Annotated in this window: 21 protein-coding genes and 1 rRNA gene; 11 read left to right on the top strand and 11 right to left on the bottom strand. The window is 38.4% G+C overall.

Going from position 1 to position 22,895, the window contains the following annotated elements:
- Positions 1-321: 321 nt before the first annotated feature.
- Positions 322-438, bottom strand: a 5S ribosomal RNA gene (rrf, locus tag LEP1GSC202_RS09975).
- Between the two features lie 91 nt (positions 439-529).
- On the opposite strand from rrf, the gene LEP1GSC202_RS09970 reads away from it, so the two are divergent.
- Positions 530-994, top strand: coding sequence for a GyrI-like domain-containing protein (locus tag LEP1GSC202_RS09970; protein WP_015677193.1), 465 nt, complete (start codon positions 530-532; stop codon positions 992-994).
- A gap of 3 nt (positions 995-997) precedes the next feature.
- Here LEP1GSC202_RS09970 and LEP1GSC202_RS09965 read toward each other — a convergent pair whose 3' ends face one another.
- Genes LEP1GSC202_RS09965 through LEP1GSC202_RS09955 form a run of 3 tightly spaced genes read right to left on the bottom strand, consistent with a single transcriptional unit; the run spans position 998 to position 3,992 of the window.
- A complete protein-coding gene (locus tag LEP1GSC202_RS09965) occupies positions 998-1,420 on the bottom strand; it encodes a hypothetical protein (protein WP_015676441.1) in 423 nt (140 codons plus the stop codon).
- Between the two features lie 2 nt (positions 1,421-1,422).
- On the bottom strand, positions 1,423-2,187 hold the full coding sequence (locus tag LEP1GSC202_RS09960; RefSeq protein WP_015676497.1) for a PrsW family glutamic-type intramembrane protease: 765 nt from the start codon (positions 2,185-2,187) through the stop codon (positions 1,423-1,425).
- Positions 2,184-3,992 carry an energy transducer TonB family protein gene (locus LEP1GSC202_RS09955; protein ID WP_015677051.1) on the bottom strand — a complete coding sequence of 603 codons (1,809 nt, stop codon included), beginning with the start codon at positions 3,990-3,992 and terminating at the stop codon, positions 2,184-2,186. The genes LEP1GSC202_RS09960 and LEP1GSC202_RS09955 overlap by 4 nt, the downstream gene beginning before the upstream one ends.
- Before the next feature lie 63 nt (positions 3,993-4,055).
- On the opposite strand from LEP1GSC202_RS09955, the gene LEP1GSC202_RS09950 reads away from it, so the two are divergent.
- On the top strand, positions 4,056-5,456 hold the full coding sequence (locus LEP1GSC202_RS09950; RefSeq protein ID WP_039928522.1) for a glycine--tRNA ligase: 1,401 nt from the start codon (positions 4,056-4,058) through the stop codon (positions 5,454-5,456).
- Positions 5,457-5,930, top strand: a complete 474-nt coding sequence (locus LEP1GSC202_RS20030; protein WP_015676892.1) for a GNAT family N-acetyltransferase — start codon at positions 5,457-5,459, stop codon at positions 5,928-5,930. It begins immediately after the preceding gene.
- 73 nt (positions 5,931-6,003) lie between these two features.
- On the opposite strand, the gene LEP1GSC202_RS09940 is transcribed toward LEP1GSC202_RS20030, so the two are convergent.
- Positions 6,004-7,653, bottom strand: coding sequence for a TPM domain-containing protein (locus LEP1GSC202_RS09940; RefSeq protein ID WP_015676976.1), 1,650 nt, complete (start codon positions 7,651-7,653; stop codon positions 6,004-6,006).
- A 66-nt stretch (positions 7,654-7,719) separates the two neighbouring features.
- Positions 7,720-8,421 carry a TetR/AcrR family transcriptional regulator gene (locus LEP1GSC202_RS09935; protein ID WP_015676350.1) on the bottom strand — a complete coding sequence of 234 codons (702 nt, stop codon included), beginning with the start codon at positions 8,419-8,421 and terminating at the stop codon, positions 7,720-7,722.
- Positions 8,422-8,685: 264 nt separating this feature from the next.
- Between LEP1GSC202_RS09935 and LEP1GSC202_RS09930 the strand changes: the two genes are divergently transcribed.
- The 4 genes from LEP1GSC202_RS09930 to LEP1GSC202_RS09915 all read left to right on the top strand — a co-directional run bounded on the left by LEP1GSC202_RS09930 (position 8,686) and on the right by LEP1GSC202_RS09915 (position 12,670).
- Positions 8,686-9,615, top strand: a complete 930-nt coding sequence (locus tag LEP1GSC202_RS09930) for an esterase/lipase family protein (protein WP_015677046.1) — start codon at positions 8,686-8,688, stop codon at positions 9,613-9,615.
- Between the two features lie 95 nt (positions 9,616-9,710).
- Positions 9,711-10,760, top strand: coding sequence for a lipase chaperone family protein (locus tag LEP1GSC202_RS09925; protein ID WP_039928741.1), 1,050 nt, complete (start codon positions 9,711-9,713; stop codon positions 10,758-10,760).
- On the top strand, positions 10,729-12,348 hold the full coding sequence (gene lnt / locus LEP1GSC202_RS09920; RefSeq protein ID WP_015677201.1) for an apolipoprotein N-acyltransferase: 1,620 nt from the start codon (positions 10,729-10,731) through the stop codon (positions 12,346-12,348). Before LEP1GSC202_RS09925 ends, lnt begins: the two co-directional genes overlap by 32 nt.
- 25 nt (positions 12,349-12,373) lie before the next feature.
- Positions 12,374-12,670, top strand: coding sequence for a hypothetical protein (locus LEP1GSC202_RS09915; protein WP_015676730.1), 297 nt, complete (start codon positions 12,374-12,376; stop codon positions 12,668-12,670).
- Between the two features lie 123 nt (positions 12,671-12,793).
- Here the strand turns inward: LEP1GSC202_RS09915 and LEP1GSC202_RS09910 are convergent, their stop codons facing one another.
- Positions 12,794-14,794: a helicase gene (locus tag LEP1GSC202_RS09910; RefSeq protein WP_015676482.1), complete on the bottom strand. Its 2,001-nt coding sequence runs from the start codon at positions 14,792-14,794 to the stop codon at positions 12,794-12,796.
- A gap of 115 nt (positions 14,795-14,909) precedes the next feature.
- On the opposite strand from LEP1GSC202_RS09910, the gene LEP1GSC202_RS09905 reads away from it, so the two are divergent.
- The 4 genes from LEP1GSC202_RS09905 to LEP1GSC202_RS09890 are packed head-to-tail and all read left to right on the top strand — an operon-like array spanning position 14,910 to position 19,542.
- Positions 14,910-16,214: an ABC1 kinase family protein gene (locus LEP1GSC202_RS09905; RefSeq protein ID WP_039928520.1), complete on the top strand. Its 1,305-nt coding sequence runs from the start codon at positions 14,910-14,912 to the stop codon at positions 16,212-16,214.
- A complete protein-coding gene (locus LEP1GSC202_RS09900; protein WP_015676531.1) occupies positions 16,211-16,444 on the top strand; it encodes a FeoA family protein in 234 nt (77 codons plus the stop codon). The genes LEP1GSC202_RS09905 and LEP1GSC202_RS09900 overlap by 4 nt, the downstream gene beginning before the upstream one ends.
- A 2-nt stretch (positions 16,445-16,446) precedes the next feature.
- The gene (gene feoB / locus LEP1GSC202_RS09895; RefSeq protein WP_015677137.1) at positions 16,447-18,519 is read left to right on the top strand and encodes a ferrous iron transport protein B; all 2,073 of its coding nucleotides are present in this window, start codon (positions 16,447-16,449) and stop codon (positions 18,517-18,519) included.
- A gap of 30 nt (positions 18,520-18,549) precedes the next feature.
- Positions 18,550-19,542, top strand: coding sequence for an N-acetylneuraminate synthase family protein (locus LEP1GSC202_RS09890; protein ID WP_015677275.1), 993 nt, complete (start codon positions 18,550-18,552; stop codon positions 19,540-19,542).
- A gap of 13 nt (positions 19,543-19,555) precedes the next feature.
- Here LEP1GSC202_RS09890 and LEP1GSC202_RS09885 read toward each other — a convergent pair whose 3' ends face one another.
- From LEP1GSC202_RS09885 to hisB, 4 genes are read right to left on the bottom strand one after another with little or no spacing between them, the layout of a single operon-like run.
- Entirely contained in the window at positions 19,556-20,788 is a 1,233-nt protein-coding gene (locus LEP1GSC202_RS09885; RefSeq protein ID WP_015676526.1) for a vitamin K epoxide reductase/DsbA family protein, read from the bottom strand.
- A 3-nt stretch (positions 20,789-20,791) separates the two neighbouring features.
- Positions 20,792-21,535: a 1-(5-phosphoribosyl)-5-[(5-phosphoribosylamino)methylideneamino]imidazole-4-carboxamide isomerase gene (gene hisA / locus LEP1GSC202_RS09880; RefSeq protein WP_015677214.1), complete on the bottom strand. Its 744-nt coding sequence runs from the start codon at positions 21,533-21,535 to the stop codon at positions 20,792-20,794.
- Entirely contained in the window at positions 21,535-22,161 is a 627-nt protein-coding gene (hisH, locus tag LEP1GSC202_RS09875) for an imidazole glycerol phosphate synthase subunit HisH (RefSeq protein WP_015676637.1), read from the bottom strand. The genes hisA and hisH overlap by 1 nt, the downstream gene beginning before the upstream one ends.
- The gene (gene hisB, locus LEP1GSC202_RS09870; RefSeq protein WP_051125309.1) at positions 22,158-22,739 is read right to left on the bottom strand and encodes an imidazoleglycerol-phosphate dehydratase HisB; all 582 of its coding nucleotides are present in this window, start codon (positions 22,737-22,739) and stop codon (positions 22,158-22,160) included. The genes hisH and hisB overlap by 4 nt, the downstream gene beginning before the upstream one ends.
- Between the last annotated feature and the right edge of the window lie 156 nt (positions 22,740-22,895).

The following is a 22,895-nucleotide window of genomic DNA, read 5'->3' as shown; positions in this document are numbered from 1 at the left end:
TATTGTTGAGGCAGCGACCGCTACTGCGAGTCGCGGACATTGGCCGGAACAAACATCGCCATACAAATAAAAAAGGCGCTCACTTTCATGAACGCCCTCACAATCAATAAGTGCTAACCCGGCAATGTCCTACTTCCACCCCCACTCGCTTCTCCGCTCCGCGGGCGAGTGTCCGAGCCTTGCTCCCTATGGGTCGCAAGTCTGTCATTTCGCGAACAATTGTTTTGTGTATGTACTATTGGGTTCGCACAAGCGAGTTTGTTTGGTACATAAAAAAAGCCAACCTTGCGGTTGGCCTTTTTTTATGAGTTATAAGTGCTAACCCGGCAATGTCCTACTCTCCCATTGAGCGAACCCAATAGTACCATCGGCGATGAGAAGCTTGACTTCCGTGTTCGGAATGGGAACGGGTATGGCCTTCTCTCCATAATCACCAGGAGTAATTACCATGTGTACGGAAGGGCATCGTAAGTCAAACCATTAAAGAAGAAAAGATTGCTTTTTTTAGGAAAAATGAAAATCTTTCTGTATGGCGGAATTGGCAGAACCACTTGTGCAAACAGAAAATTTTTCAGTGATGGGTCTTCGTGTGAGGACTTCGAATGCACCAGGCGATGCTGATGTCAAAATACCTGCAATTTATTCAAAATTTTATAAAGAAGACATTCCAAAAAAAATGGAATCGCTAAGGAAATTTGATCCTCTTTTTGCTGTGTATTCTTCCTATGAATCCGATGAGAATGGGGCTTACGATTTTTTATTAGGTTACGCGGTAGAACCAACTACGAAACCACTTCCAGGCATGGAGATCCTCCATATTTCGCCACAAAACGGGCGTTACTTTGCGATCCAACCTGGCCCACCAGAAGAAGTGGTCCCTAAATTTTGGGCAGAAATATGGAACCACCCAGAAATTCCAAAAATCAGAACCTTCCAAACCGATTGGGAAGAATATTCGGAAGCTGGGATCAGAGTCTTTTTATCAACTCATTAACGATTAGTTGTTAGTTGGAATTTCTCCAATTTTTGTTTCTACGCAAGACGAAGTTTTTCCAGAACTTCCCTGTTCCATGGTTTTGTATTTGTTTTTCTCAACATTCACCATCTTCACTTTGATAAAGTCCCCAATAAAATCTGAAATTTCTGGATCATTCGTTTCGAGTAATGTGACGGTATAGGAACAAGGACCAGTCCAAACAATTTTTTCTTTGATGAAAAGGGAATTGTATTCTTGCACTTGGTAGGTAGAGAATCGTTTGAAACGAGAATTATGCCCTGATTCACATCGGTTCTCAAAAATCCCAGTGCGAAAATAAGAACATTTACTGTTCGTTGGTTTAACTTGATTGGATTGGTATGTTTGGATCGAAAAAATAGAACCGAGGAAAAGAAAAACAACGATGGATATCCATTTTTTCATAGTCAATCGTTTCCAATGGGATGGATGAGAATTGGATTGGAGATACTTTCTTTTTTCACAACATATAACCTCCAATCCGTAACGACCCAAACCCAAATCCCAACAAACATGGCGGTGGAAATCCAAAGACCAATGGTGGCTCCAGGTATGAGTAAAAAATCTACCACACCATGTTGTAATACTGCCAAAACAAATCCAAAAACGATGGTGGTTGTTTTTGCGTTTGTGTTTTGTTTTTCATTACTCTTCAAAACAAATAGTGAAAAACACAAATTGATTAACAAATGGATGTTTGATGAGTGAATAGTTCTTGCGATAAAAAGATTTAATTTTTTTTCATCTGGTTCACGGAAGATATAATGGGTGTTTTCAATAAACGAAAATCCCATTGCCACGAAACCACCAAATAAAACAACATTAGGCGAAAATGTTTTTTCTTTTCGATCATATCCAAAGGCAAATGAAAGGATCATGATGAAAAATATTTTGAATGTCTCTTCCGTGATACCTGCTTGGATAAATGCCAAATGAGCCGTTTGAGTGAGTAAACTTACTTTCTTTTTAGGTGAAAAATCGGTTTCGGGCCAAAGGATAGGATGGAGTCTTAAGATCAAATCGGTTGATAGCCATCCAAACACTAAGGCTAGAAGGATACCGACAACTTCTTGCCATCCCTTTTTTGGTTTGTAGGCTTTCCAAATCACAACTGCCCATGGAAATACGGTTGCGGCCCCGATCAAATAATCATAGGTTCCCATTTCTTTCATTCTGGTATCTCTTCCATATAACGGCCGTCAAATAGATTGATCATTTCTTTTTGTAAGGGAGTGGGTACAAACTCAGGATCGATGGGCCCATTCCAAAATAATTCCGTAACTCTAATGTCGTTTTTTGTGCCAGGAGGTGGCATAAGAGGCCCTAAACTTTCTACAAGTTGTAAGGTTCGTAAATCTTGGTCTGGATAATCAGAAGCTTCCACAAGTTCAACATCAATCACATCCCCATCTTGTGTGATGGTGTATGCAACAACGCTTGAATATGGATGAGGTGCTTTTGCCCAATAATCCATATAACTTTCTGGGATTCGCATTTTTGCTGAAATATAATTCGAGTAAGTTGGTGGTACTTTTTTCCCTCGGATTTTTTTGATAGTGCCTTTGACAGGTCCATTGTCGGCTACTTTTTCATTGGAGATTTTTTCACCTTTCTCTTTGTTCTCCGTTTCGTTTCCAGTGATGACACCACCATTCAGACCTTGGGTATCATCTGGGACATTTGGATCGATAAAATAAAATTCCATTTTCTCTGGACGGAAATGATCATTTTTCTGGGCTGACTGTTCCTTTTTTTTGCCACGTTGCAAACTAATAGGAATGAGAAATACCAAACAGAGTAAAACCAAATGGAATAATAACGATAATGGTAAAACGTTTCGAAATCCTTTTCGTAAACCAGGTGTAAAAAAAGGTTCCACTTCACCATCTTTGTCTTTTTTGATGCCAAGGTTTTCTAAACTAAATGACTTCTCCAAAATGGACAAAGAATAAAAATACATTCCAACAAGCGCCGCTACGGAAAATACAGCATAAGCGATGTTTTGTGAAGAGATAAAAAAGTTTTTATCAGGAATTCCTGGTTTCAAACCAAATCCAGCAAGGAATTGGATCCCAAAGATTGGACTGATGTAAGAAAACACCCAAACTGCAGAAAATAAGTACAATAAAAGTGTTAAAAATAAAATCGGGAAACCACGCCAGTATTCATAAACATAAATGTGTCCAAAACCTGGTAAAATTTTATCTCGGAACTTTGCTTTTTCTTTGATGATCAGTTCTAATCGTAACGGAAATTTTCCTTCTGTTTTAACGGCCTTTTTCCAATTTTCTCTTATCCGAATTGCTTCCATATAACGTAGATATGGTTTTGCAATCAGAGAAGGGATTTTATTCCGATTGAAACTCAAAAGCAAAATACAAACAGAGATGGAGTAATTAAAAACAAATTGGTGTACATCATAAAGTGGGGCTAAAGGTGATAAATTCTTTTGTGGATTTAAAGACTCTGTGATGAATAAAAAAACATATTGGATGACCAGGGCGAGAACTAGGACAAGGAGCACAGTATCAAATTTGGCATCACGGATCCGCATTTCAGTCCGGAGTTGTGTATTGGGGAACTCGTTTTGGATGCGAACAAGTCTTACGGATTCACGTTTGCGATTCCTTTGAAAGCTTTGGATATAATTCGCTAACAGCAAAAGAAACGTTACGATCACAAATCCAAACTTCAATCGGAAGGAAATCCCATCTTGGGCTAAAAAAGCATTGATCATTGCTTCCATTTCCATACTGGACCTGTGCAAAAGTTCCACGGGATAAAAAAGCATCCAATTTAAGATGTAAACGGCAATGACGGCAAGTGCCCGAAGGCGAAGGCGAAATTCTTTTGGAAAGGCGAAGAGGATACCAAAAGCGAAAAAAGGACCCAAACTGAAAAGGGGTGAGAGCCAAAGGAAAAACGTTAAGGATTTTTTTGCCCAGGGAGAGAGGTATTGAGAGTTTGCGGAATCCATTCTTTAGTCTTATCTCAAGGAAAATACTTTGAATTTTCATGGAAAACAAAAAATTTGGCGGATATGGCACAGCCGAAAGAGAAAGAAGAACAGTCGCTCAAACCCATAGTCGCAGTCTCCAAACGAAGAGGCTTTGTTTTCCCAGGGTCCGAAATTTACGGAGGCCTCTCCAATACATTTGACTATGGTCCGAACGGAATTGAAGTTTTGAACAATTTAAAACGTCTTTGGTGGGAATACTTTGTCCACCGTCGGGATGATGTATTGGGACTTGATTCTTCCATCCTCCTCCACCCTCGTGTTTGGGAAGCTTCAGGCCATATCTCCAACTTCAACGACCCACTGATGGATTGTAAAAAATGCAAAACCCGGGTACGAGTGGATAAGTTTTTAGAAGAGAAAGAAGGCGAAGGGGCAGCCACTGGAAAAAGTTTAGAAGAGTTAACAAACACCATCCGTGAGAAAGCCTATGCTTGTCCAACTTGCGGAACCGTTGGAAGTTTTACGGATGCTCGCCAGTTCAATTTGATGTTCAAAACATCACATGGAGCTTCAGAAGAAGGGGCCACTGATATCTACCTCCGTCCTGAAACGGCACAAGGGATCTTCATCAATTTTAAAAATGTAACCCAAATCGCGCGAAAAAAAGTTCCCTTCGGAATTGCTCAAATTGGAAAATCCTTTCGAAACGAAATCATGGCACGCCAATTTATCTTTCGTACCCGCGAGTTCGAACAGATGGAAATGGAATTTTTCTGCGAACCAGGAACTCAGAAAGAATGGTTTAAGTATTGGGTGGACTACTGCATGGACTGGCTTGTGAATGTAGTGGGTTTAAAAAAAGAAAACTTACGTGTGAGAGAACATGAAAAGGAAGAACTTTCTTTTTACAGTGACTCTACCAGTGATATCGAATACAAATACCCGTTTGGTTGGGGTGAACTTTGGGGTGTGGCATCAAGGACAGATTATGACCTCACACAACATGAAACATTTTCTTCGGAAGATTTGAAATACCATGACTTAGACCAAAAGAAAAAATACCTTCCTTATGTGGTCGAACCAGCACTTGGTCTAAATAGACTTTTCCTTGCGGTGTTATGTGATGCGTACGAGGAAGAGAAATTAGAAAAAGACGACATTCGTACGGTCTTACGATTTGGAAAACGAGTGAGTCCCATGAAAGTGGCAATTTTTCCACTCATGAAAAAAGACGGACTCGATGCGAAAGCAAAAGAAATTTATTCCGATTTAAGAAACCATTGGTATGTGGATTATGATGAGAGTGGTGCGATTGGAAAACGATATCGCCGTCACGACGAAATTGGAACCCCATTTTGTATCACCGTGGATTATGACACAATGAGTGACGGAACTGTCACCATCCGCGAAAGAGATTCCATGAAACAAGAAAGGATCCCAGTAACCGAACTCAAATCCTACCTCATCCAAAGAATGGTTTAGTTGATTCGCGATTTATTAGAATCAGACAGAAATCAAACCATCGAACTCGTGAACCAGTTTTTCCGAAAGGTAAACGAACTCGAGTTAGATGGTTTATTCCGCATTCGACCTCGTGCAGCAACGAAATTCACTGATATCTATTTCAAACTGATTGGTACAGGAAAAGTGTATATGAGAGGGTTTTTCCAAGAAGAAGAACTTGTCTCCCTTGTGATTGGTAGGATCGAAGAAAAACCCCATCTCGAAGAAGAAAGAAGTCTCTTCATTGACCTTGCAGTCACCAAACTTGGCAAAAAGAAAAAAGGGTATATGTCAGAACTTCTCAAGGATGTTGACCGATGGTGTTTGGAAAAAAACATTCCTTCCATTGAACTACGAGCGATCCTTAAAAACGAAGAAGCCATTCAGTTTTGGAACAAGTCTAGTTTTGAACCATTTTACATCCGCTACCGAAAACGTGTACCTGGAACTTAAAAAAAAAATTGAACCCAAGGGAAGTCACATCCCTTGGCAAGAAACAGAGAATACTTTCTACGAATCCAAACATCTACCAACTTCCGGAACTCCCACCCCCACCAAAACTCCCTCCTCCTCCTCCACTACTGGAACTCGAACTCGAACTTCCGCTATACGAACTGGAATAACTTCGGTAACTGGAAGAAGAACTAGAACCCGAAGAATAGGAAGAGTAAGAACCACCTTCACTTTCTTCCCAAATCGTGTAAAAAAAATGGAGTAAAAGCAAAGTAAAATAAGAAAAGAAAAAAATTAAATACGAAAACGTATCCTTATAACCCAATATACTTTCAATGGAAAAACCAAATGTCCACACAAGAGAGATGAATCCATACTTAATCACTCTGGTTTTCCAAGATTTCACTTGGATGGAAATTGCCAAAACATAACCTAACACCAAACAGAAAAACCATTGAAAAGAATTAAAAAGGTTACTGTAATCCATCGGCATAGAGGAATCTTGATCGGTTGGCAAATAAAAATAAACAAGTGCCACAATAGTGAGCCAAACTAAAAACGCAATGCCATAACGTTTTACATGTTTTTGGAAGACCGAAATGGAAAATCCGTAAATCGTAAATAGGATCAATCCTTGGTAGTATAAGATGTAAAAAAATCGTTCCTCGTTCAAAAAGGAATGAATAGAGAACCATAGACTAAGCAGAGCTATGGTATGGAAAAAAAGTCCACTGGCACTAAATCCTAATTTTTTTGCAAAGGCTTTGTATGATTCTTTTAATACATCATCTAAAGAGAGTTTAATGATAAGTAAGATGGCACCAATGATCCCGATCACCCAAAAAAGGACAATCCATTCCGCATGAAAACTAAATTGCAAAAACGGGATCCAAAAGAGAAGGGATAGAATGGCAAGTGGATAGGAGAACCATTCCCAAAGCCCATACAAAAGGTATAAATTTAAAGCAACAATACCGAAACAAAAATAATAAAATACGGCATCAGGAAGGAAATACAATAGTCCAAAAAATACGACGGATCCATACAAAACTTCTAACCAAAGTTTTCGTTTATAAGTTTTGCCATCTGTCATTAGAAAAAATCCAATGAGTGCGGCCACAATGACTCCGGTTGCAATCGCTATGTTTTTTGCAGTATTTTCATTGGAGATGGCATAACCAATTCCATCTGGATAGTCTGACTGTAAGTTGGGATTGGAATCTGCTGCGCCAAGAATCACCGATTCGATGGCGGAATACCCAAGAAGGATCCCACTAGGCAAATCTCCTTTTTTGAATTCGGGGATCATTATATTTTTGATGATACGGTTGCATAAAACATCGGTTAGTGTTTCTTCCAAACCATATCCAACTTCGATTCTTACCTTGCGATCCCCTACGGACAATAAAACAAGCACTCCATTGTCTTTTCCTTTCTGACCTATCCTAGATAGTTCCGCTACCTTTAGAGAATACGATTCTATCGATTCTCCTTCCAAACTTTGGATGATGTAAAGGAATACCTGTGCACTGGTTTTTTGTTCGATTCCAGAAATAATGGATTGTAAGTTTGTGATTTGATCGGCACTTAAAATCCCAACCTCATCAGTAATGGGTGTGACGAGAAGTTTTGTTTCCTTTGCATGAATTTCCGTCAGAGAGACAGTCAAAATCAAAAGGAAGGTAAAAAGAGATTGAAAACAATTTTTCAGATCCAAACGCATAGGGCAAAACAATACCAAAATTTCCTATTTTGGCAAGAAGAGTTTTCCCTTTGTTTGGAAGTCTTTTTATGTTTTTACTAACCTTACCATCCTAAATATGGGTCCCATAACATTTTTAAATAAAGGAAAATTGGAAAGTTTGATCAGTTTAAAGGTAAGGTCCACAGAATCATGGATCATCAACTTTGTATTTTGGTATGATTTTGAAGTATCCGTAAGCCAATAAAACAATATTCCCATCTGTTGCATCCACAATAGATCTGGCAAAACTTTACTTAAGTCTTCTCGAAGTTTGGAATTAGAAGTGGCCATCGCTTGCCGGATGATACCAACTGCCTCTTCCCTTAGAACTTCACTTTCTTTACTGAACGGAGACAATGGATCATTTGGGTCGCCAGCTTGCCTTGCTAACACTTGTAAAAACTTTTTATGACCGGAAAAAAGTTCCAATTGGGTAGTGATGGTATATTTAAAACGAGTTTTAAAATCCTTTGTGGTTTTGAAATACAATTCACATAGTCTCTTCAATTCTTTTTGAGAACCTTTATAATATTCCAAAACTAAATCTTCTTTCGATTGGAAGTGGTAGTACGTGAGACCAAGAGATACCTTTGATTCTTTAGCAATCTTACGCATGGTTGTCTTTTCATACCCTTCCTTTTGGAACAGTACCAATGCTGTTCGGTAAATCTTTTTTTTGGTCTCTTCCCGTTTGGGAATTCGTTTCAAATCCTTTAGATGATTTTGGTTTCGGACTGAATGTGGCATTGATTTCATTCCTTTTTAAAAAATAAGATGGGTTTTAAACATTGAAAATAAAAATATTTTTTGAACACGTTCAATAATTTCACAATTCATTTGGTTTATCCAAAAAACTGAAATTTCGTTTTCGAAACCTATTCCAGTCTTTTTGAACATGTTCAATTATGACATATTTTTGCCATTTTTTTATTTGTCATAAAAAAATTTTCTTGCCTCATATAAGTCAAATTGCCACAATTTTATCTTAGAAAATTCAGAGGTGAAATATTTATGATTCGAAAAAGTCTATTGGCCTTTTTTGTGACTGCCATGATGGCAACCCCAGTTCTTGCGAGTTCTGGTTCTTCTTCTAAACCACTTGCGGGTACCTACCCGATCATCCTTTCCCATGGTCTATTCGGTTGGGGCGAAAATTCTGGCGGAATCATTAGTATTGTGAATTATTGGGGTGGAACAGACGACTACCTCCGAAGCCAAGGTGCGACTGTTTATGCACCAGCAAAAACTGCTGCCAACTCGAACGAAGTGCGTGCACAAGAACTCAAAGCGGCCATCTTAACGTATGCAGCTGCTACCAATTACTCTGGCAAATTCCATATTTTAGGCCACTCACAAGGTGGACTCGATAGCCGTTATATGGTATCAAACTTAGGTTTATCGAGCCGAGTGGCAACACTCACCACACTCAACACCCCACATTACGGATCTCCCATTGCTGACATCATCAAAACGGTTCTACCAGGTTGGATCCAACCATTTGTAGCAAGCATTGTGGAAACATTGGTAAAGATTGTGTATGGTGGCACAAACCAACAAAATGCACTCGCAGCACTCTCTTCCTTAACGAAAGAAGGTTTGGCTTCCTTTAACTCGTACACTCCGAACCGAACTGGTGTGAAGTATTTCTCTTATGGATCTTTTATCACCATTCCTGATTTGATCCAACACCCTCTTATGGGAATTTTACACCCTGCGTGTGCAGCTGGTGGCCTTTTCCAGGGACAAGGTGCTACCAATGATGGACTGGTTCCCCTTTCTTCCCAAAAATGGGGAACTTGGAAAGGTGGCCCTTCGTATGGAATTTTAACGACTGGTGTAGACCACTTACAAGTTTCCAACACACTTCGTTCTGGAAGTTTCTGGTATGATGTGGAAGGATTTTATATGAATATGGCATCGAATATGAAGGCGAACCAATAAACTACTTCTGAAGTTTTTTTAGAAAACCCAAGCGATTGCTTGGGTTTTTTTGTTTCCAGAAAGAATTTTACATCCTTTACTACACTACAATCTCCATGAATGCAAAATACCTTCGACCATTCAGTATTGGTCTCATCGCTTTATTTTTCTTATTTGTGATGTATCAATTCACAAAGTCCAATGAGTTTGGTTCCGCAAATGAGGAAAATCCAAATGATAAAGCCGAATCTTTTTTTCGAACTCAAAGTGATGGTTTTTCTGTGGATCCATTTTATTTAGAATCAGCAAAATCAATTTATTCACCCGATGGTCAATTTTTACGTTTTGATGAGATCATTGCTAAAGCCAAGTCAGGCGAACTGAATCTCATTTCTGAATTATGGAACCTTCGTCGCCAATGCCCAGAAGGGAGCACACGAGAACAATGCCACGAATACATCAAAGCTTTCATTCAAAACGAATATTCAGGAGAAGACGCTAAAAAACTTTTAAACTTACTCACAAATTATTTGAAGTATGAAGAAGCTATGGTGCAACTTGACCCAAGTTCCAAGTCCTATACAAATGCTGAAAGATACGAACAAATCAAACAACTTCGTAGGAAGTATTTTTCAAAAGATGATGCAGAGCTCATTTTTGGATTGGAAGAAGCAACAGCAGAATTTAGTTTTAACAGAAAGAATTTTTTGGATGAAACCAAAAATCTAAAAGCGGACGAAAGAATCCGTTTGTATGAAGACTATCGAAAAAAATCCTTTGGACCTTATTACAATGCAGTGGTCAGTCGGGAACCGCAGTATGATAAATTTGAAACTGAGATGGATCTTAGGCAAAATGAACTGTCAAAACTATCTGGTTCAGATCGCGAAACAAAAGAAAGAGAAGTGCGTATCCGTTACTTTGGTAAGGATGGAAACGAACGAATGGAAAAAGTTTTAAGAGAAATCAAAGAAGAAGAAGAAAAAATCACCAAACTCGAATTAGAAGAAACAAACTACCTCAAAAACAATCCAAATCTTTCCGATTCTGAAAAAGAAAAAAAATTAATGGAACTTCGCATCAAAACATTAGGTAGCAAAGAACTTGCGGAAGAATACACAAGAAGATTGGAGTATGAAAAAACACTTAAAAATTCCGGGAATTAATTCCCCTTTCACTTACCTTTTATTTGCTGCGATCTTTTTTGCACTTTCTTTAGAACCCTTTGGTTATGCCACCGCAGGGTTTTTGTGTTTATTTTTTTTATTACTCGTCACAAAAGATATTTTTCAGGAGAAAAAGATTCTCCAACCAATTTTATACACAATTGTTTTTTCATTCTTCGTTACCTGCACGAGTTTTTATTGGATGGGCAATGCAATCCAAAACATCACAGGACATGGAATCCTAGTTTCATCGATTCTCTTTATACTCTATGGATTATTTTCCTTTTATAAAATAGGAATCATTTTCGTTGGAACTTATCTTGTAACCAAATACCGTTTGGTAAAAGAGACAAATTTTTATCTATTTGTTTTCCCATCTCTCTTCTTGATTTCTGATTGGCTCTGTCCTATGGTATTTCCTGTTTATTGGGGGGATCTCTTTCGGAATCAAATCCTTTGGCGTCAAATCGCAAGGTTTGGTGTAGAAGTATTGGGATATGTTTCTATCCTCTCCGTGGCTTTGCTTTATCTTATGATTCGCAATAAAGCAAGTGATTGGAAACAATCGTTTTTGTATTTGGCACCTATCTTTTTTATTTTTTGTGGTAACCTTTATTTTTTGGCTGAGACCATCCCTGCGAATACTTCACTTCACTTAGTGTTGGTGCAACCAAATACACCATATGCTAAAAATGAAATCAGAGAAAACTTTGGATTTATGACGAAGGCCATCCAAGATGTGTATAATCTCGGGGAGGAAGCCATCCGGAATGCTCCCAAACCAATCGATGCTTTGGTATTACCAGAATCATCCATTCCATTTCTAGGAACACATCCTTCCGATCATCCCAAATCAACCTTTAGCAAAAGTTTTGTGGATATCACGGGAACACTTGTCAAACAAGCAAATGCTCCTTTGGTTTTTAATGAACTTGTTTGGGACGAAGGTTCCCGAAATTCATTTAGTATTTTGAAGCCCACCTTACAAACTGACAGGCGATACAAACACATACTCTTACCGTTTGGAGAATACCTTCCTTTTGAATCTGAATTCCCAATTTTAAGAAACATGTTCCCAGAAGCGAGTCAACATATCCCAAATCGAGAATTTCTTTCTCATTCTCTTCCAACCAAAGAAGGAAATTCGGTAGTTTTCACTCCCCTGATTTGTTACGAGGTCCTGTATCCAGAATTTTTGAGAAAAATGATAAATGAGTCCCCGTCAGAGCTTATCATCAATCTTACAAATGATTCTTGGTTTGAAAGTTTGACGGAAACCAAACAACATGCGGGAGCTGGCAGATTAAGAGCGATCGAATCAGGTAGGCCATACATTCGGTCTGCAGTTTCAGGCATGACGACAGCATACGATCCATGGGGCCGAGAGATGATGGGCGAACTTCCTATCCTTCAAAAGGCAATCGGATACCTAGATGTGATGACCGTTTCCAAAGAGAGAAAAACAGCTTATCTGTCGGTTGGACCCTACCCATGGAGGATATTGGCTCTTTTTCTCTTATTTTTTGTATTTTTCACGAGTCCTAGAGCCCTAGACTCGTATAAAAAGAAAAATGAAATTGAAATTTAGCATAGGATAGAAAGGCTATTCGAATATGGAATGGGAAAAAATACTTCGCGATGCAGTCAAAGAAAACTCAATCAAGGAGTTGTATCTTAGAAAGGTACCATCACTTAAGACTTGCGAAGATTGGAATAAGGTTGTCGAAGTGGGAACTGTTGACCACAAAACCAAATATGCATACTACAAGGGTGGGCTTGTGAAATACGGAGAAAGATTGTTCTTTGTCACACAAGAAAGATTGGATGCTGTATCTCCATTTCGCAAATGGGATTTTAAAAGCAAAATCAAAGTCACCGATCCAGAACTCACGGTTGGCGAAAAAAAATAATCATTTCGTCGCATAGCCCTCTCGTTTGAAGGGGGAAAGTATCAAAAAGACCAACAAAAGTTGGTCTTTTTTTTTGAATGGATTTAGATTCAATCAAAAACTTCAGGGAATTTGTATTTGGAACTAACGATTCAAACGGATGATCATATTGAGTTTCTCAGCGATGGCAATCACTTCCATCACCTTCGATTTTTCAATGATGATGCCTGTTGGACTCACTTCTTCTAATACAAACTTTTTCCCTTTGATTTGGCCAAGTAGCAGTTCCATCACTTGCGAATCTTTGGTTCTAAGTAGAACAGAATCTTCAGTGATGGTTACAATTGGTAAATTATTTCCCCAATCATCGAGTAAGAAGAGTAAGTTTTGAGCAAGTTCTGCTTTAGATGACTCTCTTAAGAAATGAATGAATGTTTCTTTGTCATACCCAAGTAAAATTCCCAATTGGAAACTATCCTTTGTGAGTAAGAAAGTATATACTCTATCATAATCTTTGAGTTCACAAAATGCTTTGAGTAAATGGATTCCGTGTAAAGAAACTCTATCAGGGAAAGCAATGATGGAAAAGTCTGGGTTAATGGTAATCCCACCTTTTTCCGTCACAGTTACAAGAGGTTCATGGTTGAAATAATGGAGCCCAAGCTCTGATAAACTCAAATTTCTTTGAGGGTATTCCACTTCAATGAGGCCAAAGAGTTGTAAGTAAAAAATCGCTGATATGATTTCTTTTCTAAGGTCTGCCAAATCTTCATCATAGGTTTTGATTTGGAAGGTAGGAGCAAAAACCAAATGGTCACGGATGATGTGAGAAAAAATCACAGAGGTATTGATTTTTCCATGTGCCATAATGAGTTTCACTGTTTTGTCCAAAATTCCTTTTTCATAAAATGGAACTTCTGTTGCAGTGAAAACTTCTGGTGGATTTAGTCTACGAGTCCTTGCTTCATTCACTTCGTGAATCACAAGTTTCATGATTTCAAAAATATCTTTTTTCAAAAACTCATCGGTTTCTTGGATGAGAATGACGTTTTCACCCTTGATATCAACATAGCCTAACAGCTTTAAGATGGGGAGAATGAGTTCAATTTGATAAACTTGGCTTTTTTCTGGGAAAATTTCAATATCAGGAGATAAAAGTTCCGTTTCCGTTCTTTTATGATCTGCCTGTTTGATTTTACCGGACTTCGCCAGGTTCAAACCCTTTCTTGAAATATAAGAAATCAGTTTTTTTACGTTTAAGAAAAAATCGAGACCGTTCGCAGAAATTTTTTCCTGACGAACACGGGTTCCCTTTTTGACCGGAGGTAAAATCGGTGAAAACTGTAAATGGTCGAGAATTTCTTTTGGGATAACAATTACACGAATGAATTTGTCTTCCACGTAATACAAATCGCGAACCAAATGGAGTGCTGTTAGGTGAGGGATGGTTTGTTCAAACTTTCCTCGATTGACTGTGATATAATTGCGAATTGTATCTGCTTCAATGACACCACCATGGATGTAAATTTGGTGTAAAACATCTTTATCAAAGTCAGAAAGATCATCGATTAACTTTTGTAAAAACTCAAGACTGAGTGCATGTTTTAAAAAGGTATCAATGTGTTCCCCTTTTTTAACACCAACTGCTTCTTTCCATTCTTCTGGAAGTTCCGCAAGTGTTGCTTTGTGGAGGGATTTTTCAATGGAATACTTAAACTTCTCACCCTTTGGGTTTGTTTCTACTTTGATGAGTTTTTGGTATTCATCATAGGTATGGTATTTATCTAAATTATTAGTAAGGCGTTCTCGGTTTTTTCTTTGGTATAAAAGATAATACTTTCGAAGGACATTTAACTCCATCTCCACATTGATGGGAGGGATATTGACCTTTCTCGATATTTCTCCGAGTGTCATCACACCTTTGTTTTTCAAAATGGAAGTGAGAATATTGACTTGGAGTGGTGTGAACTTTTCCAAAACACCTTTGAGGTAAAATTCGTTTTGGAAGATCTCCATGAGACCCAAAATGGTCGATTTTTTGTCCTTTCCCGGGATCTTTTGGATGTTCCAAAGATTTGCGATTTTTTTGATCTCGTTGAGATCGAGTTTCTCTAACTCTTGGTACAGGACAGTTTCTTGGCTCATGGGTGCGATTTGATAAGTTTTTGGTTGGGACCTATTCCTGCAACTCTATTTCAATTGTAGGTCCGGAGTCCATTTTCTCGTTTCCAAACCCCATTTGAGTCCCAAATTAGGGTTTATGGACTCTTTTTCCGAGATTGTTTCTTTTGGCCTCCACTCAAGCCTCAGGGTGGCGCATTCCAGTTTTGTGTTCTCAACAAGACTTGTCGGAATCCTGGCAAAACTTGCCAAAGGAGAGCCAAACCATCGAGAGATAGCCATCTCACTCCGAGAAGCCTTCTCCCAGTTGGGAGCTACCTACATCAAACTCGGACAATTCATTGCCAGTGCCCCTTCCCTTTTCCCAATTGAATATGTGGAAGAGATGCAAGCCTGTCTCGATTCCGTTAGGCCTGTCCATTTTCGTGAAATTCGTTCCTCAGTGGAACGGGAACTTGGTGGGAAACTAGAAACCCTTTTCCATAACTTCGAAGAAACACCTCTGGCATCTGCATCCATTGCCCAAGTCCATGCAGCCGTTACAAAAGAAGGATTGGATGTTGTGGTAAAAGTCCAAAGACCAGATGTCCACCTAACTTTAAAAACCGATATGCAGATATTAGGAATTCTCACAAAGGTATTAGAGATCATTGCCCCTGAATTTAAAAAATCAGGACTCACTGCAATGTTCCAAGAATTCCAAACTTCCATTCTACAAGAAATTGATTTCATCCAAGAAGCAAAAAACATCGAGGAGTTTGAGTCCTATCTATTAAAGGCTAAGGAAACAAGAGCCCGAGTGCCTCGTGTTTACCATACACTTTCTACAAAAAAAGTTCTAACCATGGAAAGGTTTTATGGAGTTCCCATCACAGATGAAAAAGGACTCAAACAATTTACAGACAACCCAAGGAAAGTCTTAAGTGATGCACTTGAAATTTGGTTTTCTTCCTTGTCCAACCAAGGTTTTTTTCATGCGGACGTACATGCAGGAAATTTGATGATCTTAAAAGATGGTAGCATAGGATTTATCGACTTTGGAATTGTAGGAAGGATTTCTCCAAAAATCTGGAGAGGACTTATGCTTTTCACACAAGGGATTGGAATCGGTGAACCAACACTCGTTGCCAAAGGTCTTGTTGAAATGGATTCAACCGATAGTGGAGTGAATCCTACTCTTCTTGCCAAAGAATTGGATTCTGTATTTAACGAATTAGAATCTGTTTATGTTCATCTAACAGAAAATGAAATGTTTGATGAATCCAAAGTGAATCGAATCATGTTCGATATGAAGGAAATTGCCGAAAAAAATGGATTAAAAATCCCCAGGGAATTTGCTTTACTCATGAAACAAATGTTATACTTCGATAGATATGTAAAATCAATGGCTCCTGAGATCAATTTGTTCCGTGACTCTCAAAACTTTGTAATAGGGAAAACATGACCTTACTTGACTTAAACGAAGGTGAAACTGCCGTTATCCAATCCATCAATATGGACAAATTGCCAAAACCAATGCTTACGGAACTTTTGGAGTTAGGATTTTTCCCTGGTGCAAAAATTCTTTTAAAAACAAAATCGGTGATACTTGGAAAGTTGATATGCACACTCGGTGGCACAACCATCGGGTTACGAATGAAAGATGGAGAAGCAATTTTACTAAAAACCACCTAACAATGAAACAAAAAAACATTTACCTTGTCGGAAATCCAAACTGTGGTAAAACCACATTATTCAACCAACTCACAGGCCTAACACAAAAAACAGGAAACTTCAGTGGAGTCACTGTAGAAAAAAAGGAAGGGTTTGTTTCTTTACCAAATTTTGAGTTAAAAATTACCGACTTACCAGGTACATACGGTCTTGGTGGGATTGCAGAAGATAAAAAAATTGCATACGAAGTATTACTGCAAAGGAAAGAAGACGAAGCTGTCATTTATGTTTTGGATGCTCTCAATTTAGAACGTGGTTTACAATTTTTATTACAAATCATTGATATGGGAGTACCAACACTCGTTGTCCTCACAATGAAGGATGTATTAGAAAAAAAGAACATCCAATTTGATTTGGAAAAACTGAAACAATCCCTCGGATTACAGATCGTACTGGTGAATGCAAAATCAGGAGACGGGATTGGTGAACTAAAAACATTACTAACGAAAGAAAACTCGTTTCAAAAACAAAAAAGACTTTGGAAGTGGGAACCGAAAGAAGAATCGTTTTTAACCTCTCTCAAACAAAAACTAGAAATCACAACGAATGAAGCGGAGTTTTTTCTTTCACAAGCCTTAAAATTTCTGAATGGAGATACTCATCTTCATGACGATCGTTACTTAAACCAATTTCCTGAACCAACAAAACTTTTATTAAAAAAAGAATTATCGGCAAAAGAATTTCAATTTGGTTACCAAGAGGAAATGATCCACAGGTCCATCCTGATTAAAAAAATTATTTCAGACACAATCAAAACCCCAAATTTCAAACAGGGTAATTTAGGAGAGAAACTGGATTCACTTTTTTTACATCCTGTATTGGGTTTTTTATGTTTTTTCATTTTGATGGGAATATTATTCCAAAGTTTGTTTAGCTTTGCCGAAGTTCCGATGGACTTAATTGAAGTTGGGATCACGAACTTACAATCCTACATTGCCTCATATTTACCGGATGGTCCGTTTCGGTCTTTACTCGTTGAAGGGATATTAGGTGGTGTAGGGAGTGTGATCGTATTTATCCCACAAATTGCCCTACTCTTTTTATTCATTGGAATTTTAGAAGAATCTGGATATTTGGCACGAGCTAGTTTTTTAACAGATCGATTGATGGGAAGATTTGGCCTCTCTGGAAAATCGTTTATCCCACTTCTTTCTTCGGCGGCCTGTGCTGTGCCAGCCATTCTCGGCACAAGAACCATAGAAAACAAATCAGATCGCTTCACAACAATTATGGTGTCTCCATTAATTATGTGTTCGGCGAGATACCCAGTTTACATATTAATTGTCGGAACGGTTTTTAGTTACCCACCTATATTTGGAATTTTTAATGTCCAAGGATTTGTTTTGTTTTCGATGTTTTTTTTAGGAATGGCAGTGAGTTTTACCTTTGCACTTATCTTCAGAAAAACCGTTTTCAAAGAAAATGCCTCTTACTTTGTAATGGAATTACCAAGATACAATATTCCTTCAGCAAAGAGTTTGTTTTATACAGTGTATGGAAAGGTAAAATCATTTTTGGCATCTGCTGGCCAAATCATTTTGTATATTTCTGTTTTACTATGGTTTCTCAGCCATTTCCCTGCGGAATACAAAAACAATGTTTGGAAAACAAGCCCCATAGAAACATCCTACATAGGTAGGTTAGGGAAAGGGATGGAACCCGCGATTGCTCCACTTGGATTTGATTGGAAAATTGGAATTTCAATTCTTACCTCGTTTGCCGCAAGAGAAGTGATGGTATCCACCTTAGCTGTATTATACGGCTCAGAACAGGAAGGTGAGGAATCTGAATCATTACGAGAGACATTACGGGCCGATAAAAAACCCGATGGATCTTTTGTTTGGACACCTCTTACTGGGCTCTCTCTTCTGCTGTTTTTTGCTTTTGCAAGCCAATGTATGTCTACACTCGCTGTCACAAAAAAGGAAACAGGGAGTTTATTATGGCCAACAGTCCAATTCCTGTATATGACAACTCTTGCCATAACGGCGTCCTTTGTGGTATACCAATTGGGAAAAATTTTAGGATTTGTTTAATCTGCCGACAATGAAACCAAGAGGCAGACTTTGGATTTTCATATTGGCAACAAAACACTAACACGTAATTCAGAACCATATTTAGTCGCAGAAATAGGACTGAACCACAACGCAGACCTAGAAATTGGCAAACGTACGATTGAAAAAGCAAAAGAATCGGGTGCCCATGCTGTAAAATTCCAAACCTACATAACGGAAGAGTTCATTGATTCCAAAAACCCTGAGGTTAAGTTTTTATTTGATATCTTTAAACAATATGAACTAAGTGAGTCTTTGCACAAAGAGTTCCAAAAAACAGCTATGGACCTTGGACTTGATTTTTTTTCTACTCCTCTTTGTGATTCCGCAGTGGATTTACTATCAAATCTCAATGTTCCCGTTTATAAAATTGCTTCGGGGGACATTGTCAACTTACCATTGTTAAACAAAGTGATCCAAACCAAAAAACCCATCATTGTATCCACTGGGGCAGCATTACCAGAAGAAGTGGTCCGTGCCATTTCCAAATTCCAAACTGAAAACGTAGAAGTTTGTCTTTTACATTGTGTATCTATGTACCCAACTCCATTAGAAAAAGTGAATTTAAAGTCCATTCCCTATTATTTGGATACAACTGACTATGTGGTTGGATTCAGCGATCATTCTGATGGAACTCTGGCTTCAACTCTCGCCATCGGATTCGGTGCCGTTGTCATCGAAAAACATTTCACGTTAGATCGAAATTTAGATGGGCCAGACCATACCATTTCTATGGACCCAGTATCATTTAAAAAACTAGCTGAAGATACAAAACATGGTTATTTGATGCGTGGTGAATACGGAAAAAACACTCATAAAGAAGAAACAAGTGGTTGGTTTTACGGAAGAAGGTCTCTATACAAACAAGGCAATTCAGTGATGAGCCTAAGGCCAGCTCTTTACACAAAAGACAATACAGTTTTGAATTCTTGGGAATTGGACAAGTTAAGCGATCCTTCCCTTTTACCGGAAGGACCAATTCGTATGGCACCTATCAAAAGATAGGTGCTGAAAAGCATTACATCTTTTGGATGATTTGTTCGAGTAAAGTTTTTAAGAACACAGGGTTTGGTGTTCCACTTTCAATTTTGCGGTCATTGATATAAAGAGAAGGTGTGGATTGTATATTCAACTTCTCTGCTTCATCAATTTCTGCATTCAATTGGTTTTGTGCTTCTTTTGATGCCATACATGCCTTAAGGGAATTCACATTGAGACCAATGAGATTCCCTAAATTGACAACACTTGCACCAGAATGAGCCACACCTTTCTCTAAGTTATCATACAAACCACGATACATTGGTTCAAATTTTCCTTGTTTGTCGGCACAAATTGCAGCCATGGCTGCAATACAAGAAGTAGCCCCTGGTCTTGGTTGTTGCATAAGTCGATTACAAGACCCATCTAATGGAAAGTTTTTATACACAACTTTTACCATTCCATCATACTCAGAAAGGACAGTGTGTAAGATGTGGCTTGTGTGAAGGCAGTGGCCACAGTTATAATCGGCATACTTTACAATTGTAATAGGTGCGTCTTTTTTGCCGATAAACGGAGAACCCGCAGTATTGATTCCAAGAGTTGGTTCTTGGAAATAAACATTGATTTTGGATTGGATTTCTTTGGAATCCATTCCTCTTGATGTAGCAAGAGTATTTGATGATTCTCCTTTCACCCACATTTTACTTGAAGCAAAACCTACTGAAAAACTAAAAAAGAATACAAGCCCAAAGGTCGCATAACCTTCTTTAATTGAAGATGGAATGTCTAATTTAGGTTTACCTTCCGTTTTCCATAACAAATAAAGAATCACAAGTAAACTGATCGTTACAATGTAAGTGATAAAACACAATTGGCAAATTGTGCCAATGATACCTACTGAAATTCCAAATAAAATCAGATCAAATATGAATCCTAAAATCAAAACAGGAACAAGTAGAGAGATGAGTTTTTTAACTTCGTCTGAGTTTGTACTTTTGAATATTGTAAAAAAGCTATAGGTTACTAATCCATAAAAACCAAATCCAAGTAATGCAATGGGAACATTTCCAAGAAATGGGATACCAGGAATGGCAGAATAAGAACTTTCTGCTACTTTTAAACAAGAATCACCACCACCTAAGGCAGAACATGCGGCTCCTGCAACGTTATCTGTTCCAATACCAAAGTATTCCACTGCCAATAGGAATGAAAAAAGTAGTCCCAAAATTCCTACGACTAACCCACTGATTGCCAAATTTTTACGATTCATCTTCTATTTTTCCCTCTTTTGATTTAGAATCCCGATACTTGTTTTTAGATCCAATTTTCCTTCATAAATGGCTTTTCCTGTGATGGCACCAAATAATTTTCCATTCGTTTTGTCGTATAAATTCACCAAGTCTTCTGTAGAAGAAACACCACCCGAGGCCACAAGTTGTAAGTCTGGAAAACTTTCGAGTAATTCCAAATATGCTTCGGTATTCGGGCCTTCCATCATTCCATCTTTTGAAATATCGGTAAAGATCACATGGCGAATGCCCATCCCAACCATCGTCTTTAAAAAATCCTTATACAAGATACCCGAATTGGTTTCCCAACCCTTGGTTCTGACATATCCATTTTTTGCATCCACACCAATGACAATTCGGTTTTGGCCAAATAAAGAAAGTGCCTTCTCAACAATGTTAGGTTCTTCCACCGCAACTGTTCCTAAAATGAGCCTGGAAACTCCAAGACCATCGTAAAACTTCATATGATCGATGGTTCGAATTCCTCCACCTAACTCAAGTTCTACAGAACATTTCTCTTTGATTTTTTTAATCGTTTTTTGATTTTCAGATTGGCCAGTTTTTGCTGCATTTAAGTCCACTATATGGATCAGAGTGGCCCCTTGTTCTTCAAACAGTTGAATCATCGTTTCAGGCGAAGATGAGTAAACGGTTTTTTTAGAATAGTCACCTTGCAAAAGGCGGACTGCTTCGTTGTCGAGTAAATCAATTGCCGGTAATATTAACATTAGAGTTCGATGAAGTTCTTCAGGATTCCAAGTCCTAGTTTGTCTGATTTTTCAGGGTGGAACTGTGTTCCAAATACAGTTTCTTTTTCGACAACTGCAGGAAAGGATTCCCCATAATAATGGCAGTTTGCTGTGATGTCGAGTCTATCAACTCCAACAGGTCTGTAAGAATGGATAAAGTACATAAAGGATTCGTTTGGGATTCCTTTAAGGAGTTTGGTATTTTTTTGTTTGATATCAAAGAGTTTGTTCCAACCCATATGGGGAACTTTTAAATTGGGTTTACCTTCAAACTTTCTGATTTTACCGCGGATGAGACTGAGGCCAGCGATAGTAGACCCAAGTTTGTTTGTTTCATCAGAGTCTTCAAATAACACTTGATAACCGATGCAAATCCCAAATAAATATTTTTTTGCGGCGACGTGTTCTTTGATAAGCGATGTAAACCCTAATTCATTTAAGTTTTGCATCGCTTTGTCAAAATGGCCATCCCCTGGTAATATGATTTTGTCCGCGTTTTTTACTTGGTTTGGGTCACTTGTGAAAACAAAATCCTCCGTATAAAGTGAAACTGCTTTTAACAAGGAATGGATATTCCCCATTCCAAAATCTAAAACAGCGATCACTCGAGCATTCCCTTGGTAGAAGGGATTTGATCCTTGGCACTTGTATCAATGGCGATTGCTTGTCTAAGCGCCTTACCAAGTGCTTTAAAAATGGATTCATGGATGTGGTGTCTGTTTTCGCCGTAATGTACAACTACATGTAAATTCATTTTGGCATTCAGAGCAAGCTTTTGCAGAAACTCTAACGTAAGTTCGGCGTCATAGATTCCAAACTTACCATCGAGTGTTGGTCCTGTGTATTTAAAATAAAACCTTCCACCAAGATCCACTGCCACAGTGGTCAAAACTTCATCCATAGGAAGTGTGAAATTTCCATACCGAAAAATTCCCTTTTTGTCTCCCAATTGGTTATGGATCATTTGACCAAGAAGGATTGCTGTATCTTCCACTGAGTGGTGGCAATCAATGCCAATGTCACCTCGGAGTTTTAAGTCCATGTCGATCAGGCCATGTTTAGAAATATGAGAGAGCATGTGCTCAAAAAACGGGATTTCTGTATCAAAAGAATATACACCACTGCCTCGGAGGTTTAGGTCCAAGCGGATGTCCGTTTCGGATGTTTTTCTGGATTCCACCATATTCCTAAGCATGTTTGGCAGAAAACCCAGGTGTCAAGAGAGAATGTGGGAGAGTTAGGAAGCGAAACTCAAAATACCAACCAAATTATACCCAATGAAGACCCAAAAACAATAAACAACAGCAATCACCATAAATACCAAAATTCGTTTCCAGTG

This window comes from Leptospira yanagawae serovar Saopaulo str. Sao Paulo = ATCC 700523 (assembly GCF_000332475.2).
Taxonomy (GTDB): domain Bacteria; phylum Spirochaetota; class Leptospiria; order Leptospirales; family Leptospiraceae; genus Leptospira_A; species Leptospira_A yanagawae.
The sequence above is the reverse complement of the archived record's forward strand: the minus strand, read 5'-3'. Positions and strand labels throughout refer to the sequence as shown.

Bases quoted from the DNA above. Each gene is read 5' to 3' on its own strand.
- LEP1GSC202_RS09940 (WP_015676976.1), bottom strand. From the start codon at position 7,653: ATGCGTTTGGATCTGAAAAATTGTTTTCAATCTCTTTTTACCTTCCTT.
- LEP1GSC202_RS09970 (WP_015677193.1), top strand. From the start codon at position 530: ATGGCGGAATTGGCAGAACCACTTGTGCAAACAGAAAATTTTTCAGTG.
- hisA (WP_015677214.1), bottom strand. From the start codon at position 21,535: ATGTTAATATTACCGGCAATTGATTTACTCGACAACGAAGCAGTCCGC.
- LEP1GSC202_RS09925 (WP_039928741.1), top strand. From the start codon at position 9,711: ATGAATGCAAAATACCTTCGACCATTCAGTATTGGTCTCATCGCTTTA.
- LEP1GSC202_RS09960 (WP_015676497.1), bottom strand. From the start codon at position 2,187: ATGAAAGAAATGGGAACCTATGATTATTTGATCGGGGCCGCAACCGTA.
- feoB (WP_015677137.1), top strand. From the start codon at position 16,447: ATGAAACAAAAAAACATTTACCTTGTCGGAAATCCAAACTGTGGTAAA.
- LEP1GSC202_RS09915 (WP_015676730.1), top strand. From the start codon at position 12,374: ATGGAATGGGAAAAAATACTTCGCGATGCAGTCAAAGAAAACTCAATC.
- LEP1GSC202_RS09935 (WP_015676350.1), bottom strand. From the start codon at position 8,421: ATGCCACATTCAGTCCGAAACCAAAATCATCTAAAGGATTTGAAACGA.
- LEP1GSC202_RS09930 (WP_015677046.1), top strand. From the start codon at position 8,686: ATGATTCGAAAAAGTCTATTGGCCTTTTTTGTGACTGCCATGATGGCA.
- LEP1GSC202_RS09905 (WP_039928520.1), top strand. From the start codon at position 14,910: ATGGACTCTTTTTCCGAGATTGTTTCTTTTGGCCTCCACTCAAGCCTC.
- lnt (WP_015677201.1), top strand. From the start codon at position 10,729: ATGAAAAAACACTTAAAAATTCCGGGAATTAATTCCCCTTTCACTTAC.
- LEP1GSC202_RS09950 (WP_039928522.1), top strand. From the start codon at position 4,056: ATGGCACAGCCGAAAGAGAAAGAAGAACAGTCGCTCAAACCCATAGTC.
- LEP1GSC202_RS09965 (WP_015676441.1), bottom strand. From the start codon at position 1,420: ATGAAAAAATGGATATCCATCGTTGTTTTTCTTTTCCTCGGTTCTATT.
- LEP1GSC202_RS09900 (WP_015676531.1), top strand. From the start codon at position 16,211: ATGACCTTACTTGACTTAAACGAAGGTGAAACTGCCGTTATCCAATCC.
- LEP1GSC202_RS09910 (WP_015676482.1), bottom strand. From the start codon at position 14,794: ATGAGCCAAGAAACTGTCCTGTACCAAGAGTTAGAGAAACTCGATCTC.
- LEP1GSC202_RS09885 (WP_015676526.1), bottom strand. From the start codon at position 20,788: ATGAATCGTAAAAATTTGGCAATCAGTGGGTTAGTCGTAGGAATTTTG.
- hisB (WP_051125309.1), bottom strand. From the start codon at position 22,739: ATGGTGGAATCCAGAAAAACATCCGAAACGGACATCCGCTTGGACCTA.
- LEP1GSC202_RS09955 (WP_015677051.1), bottom strand. From the start codon at position 3,992: ATGGATTCCGCAAACTCTCAATACCTCTCTCCCTGGGCAAAAAAATCC.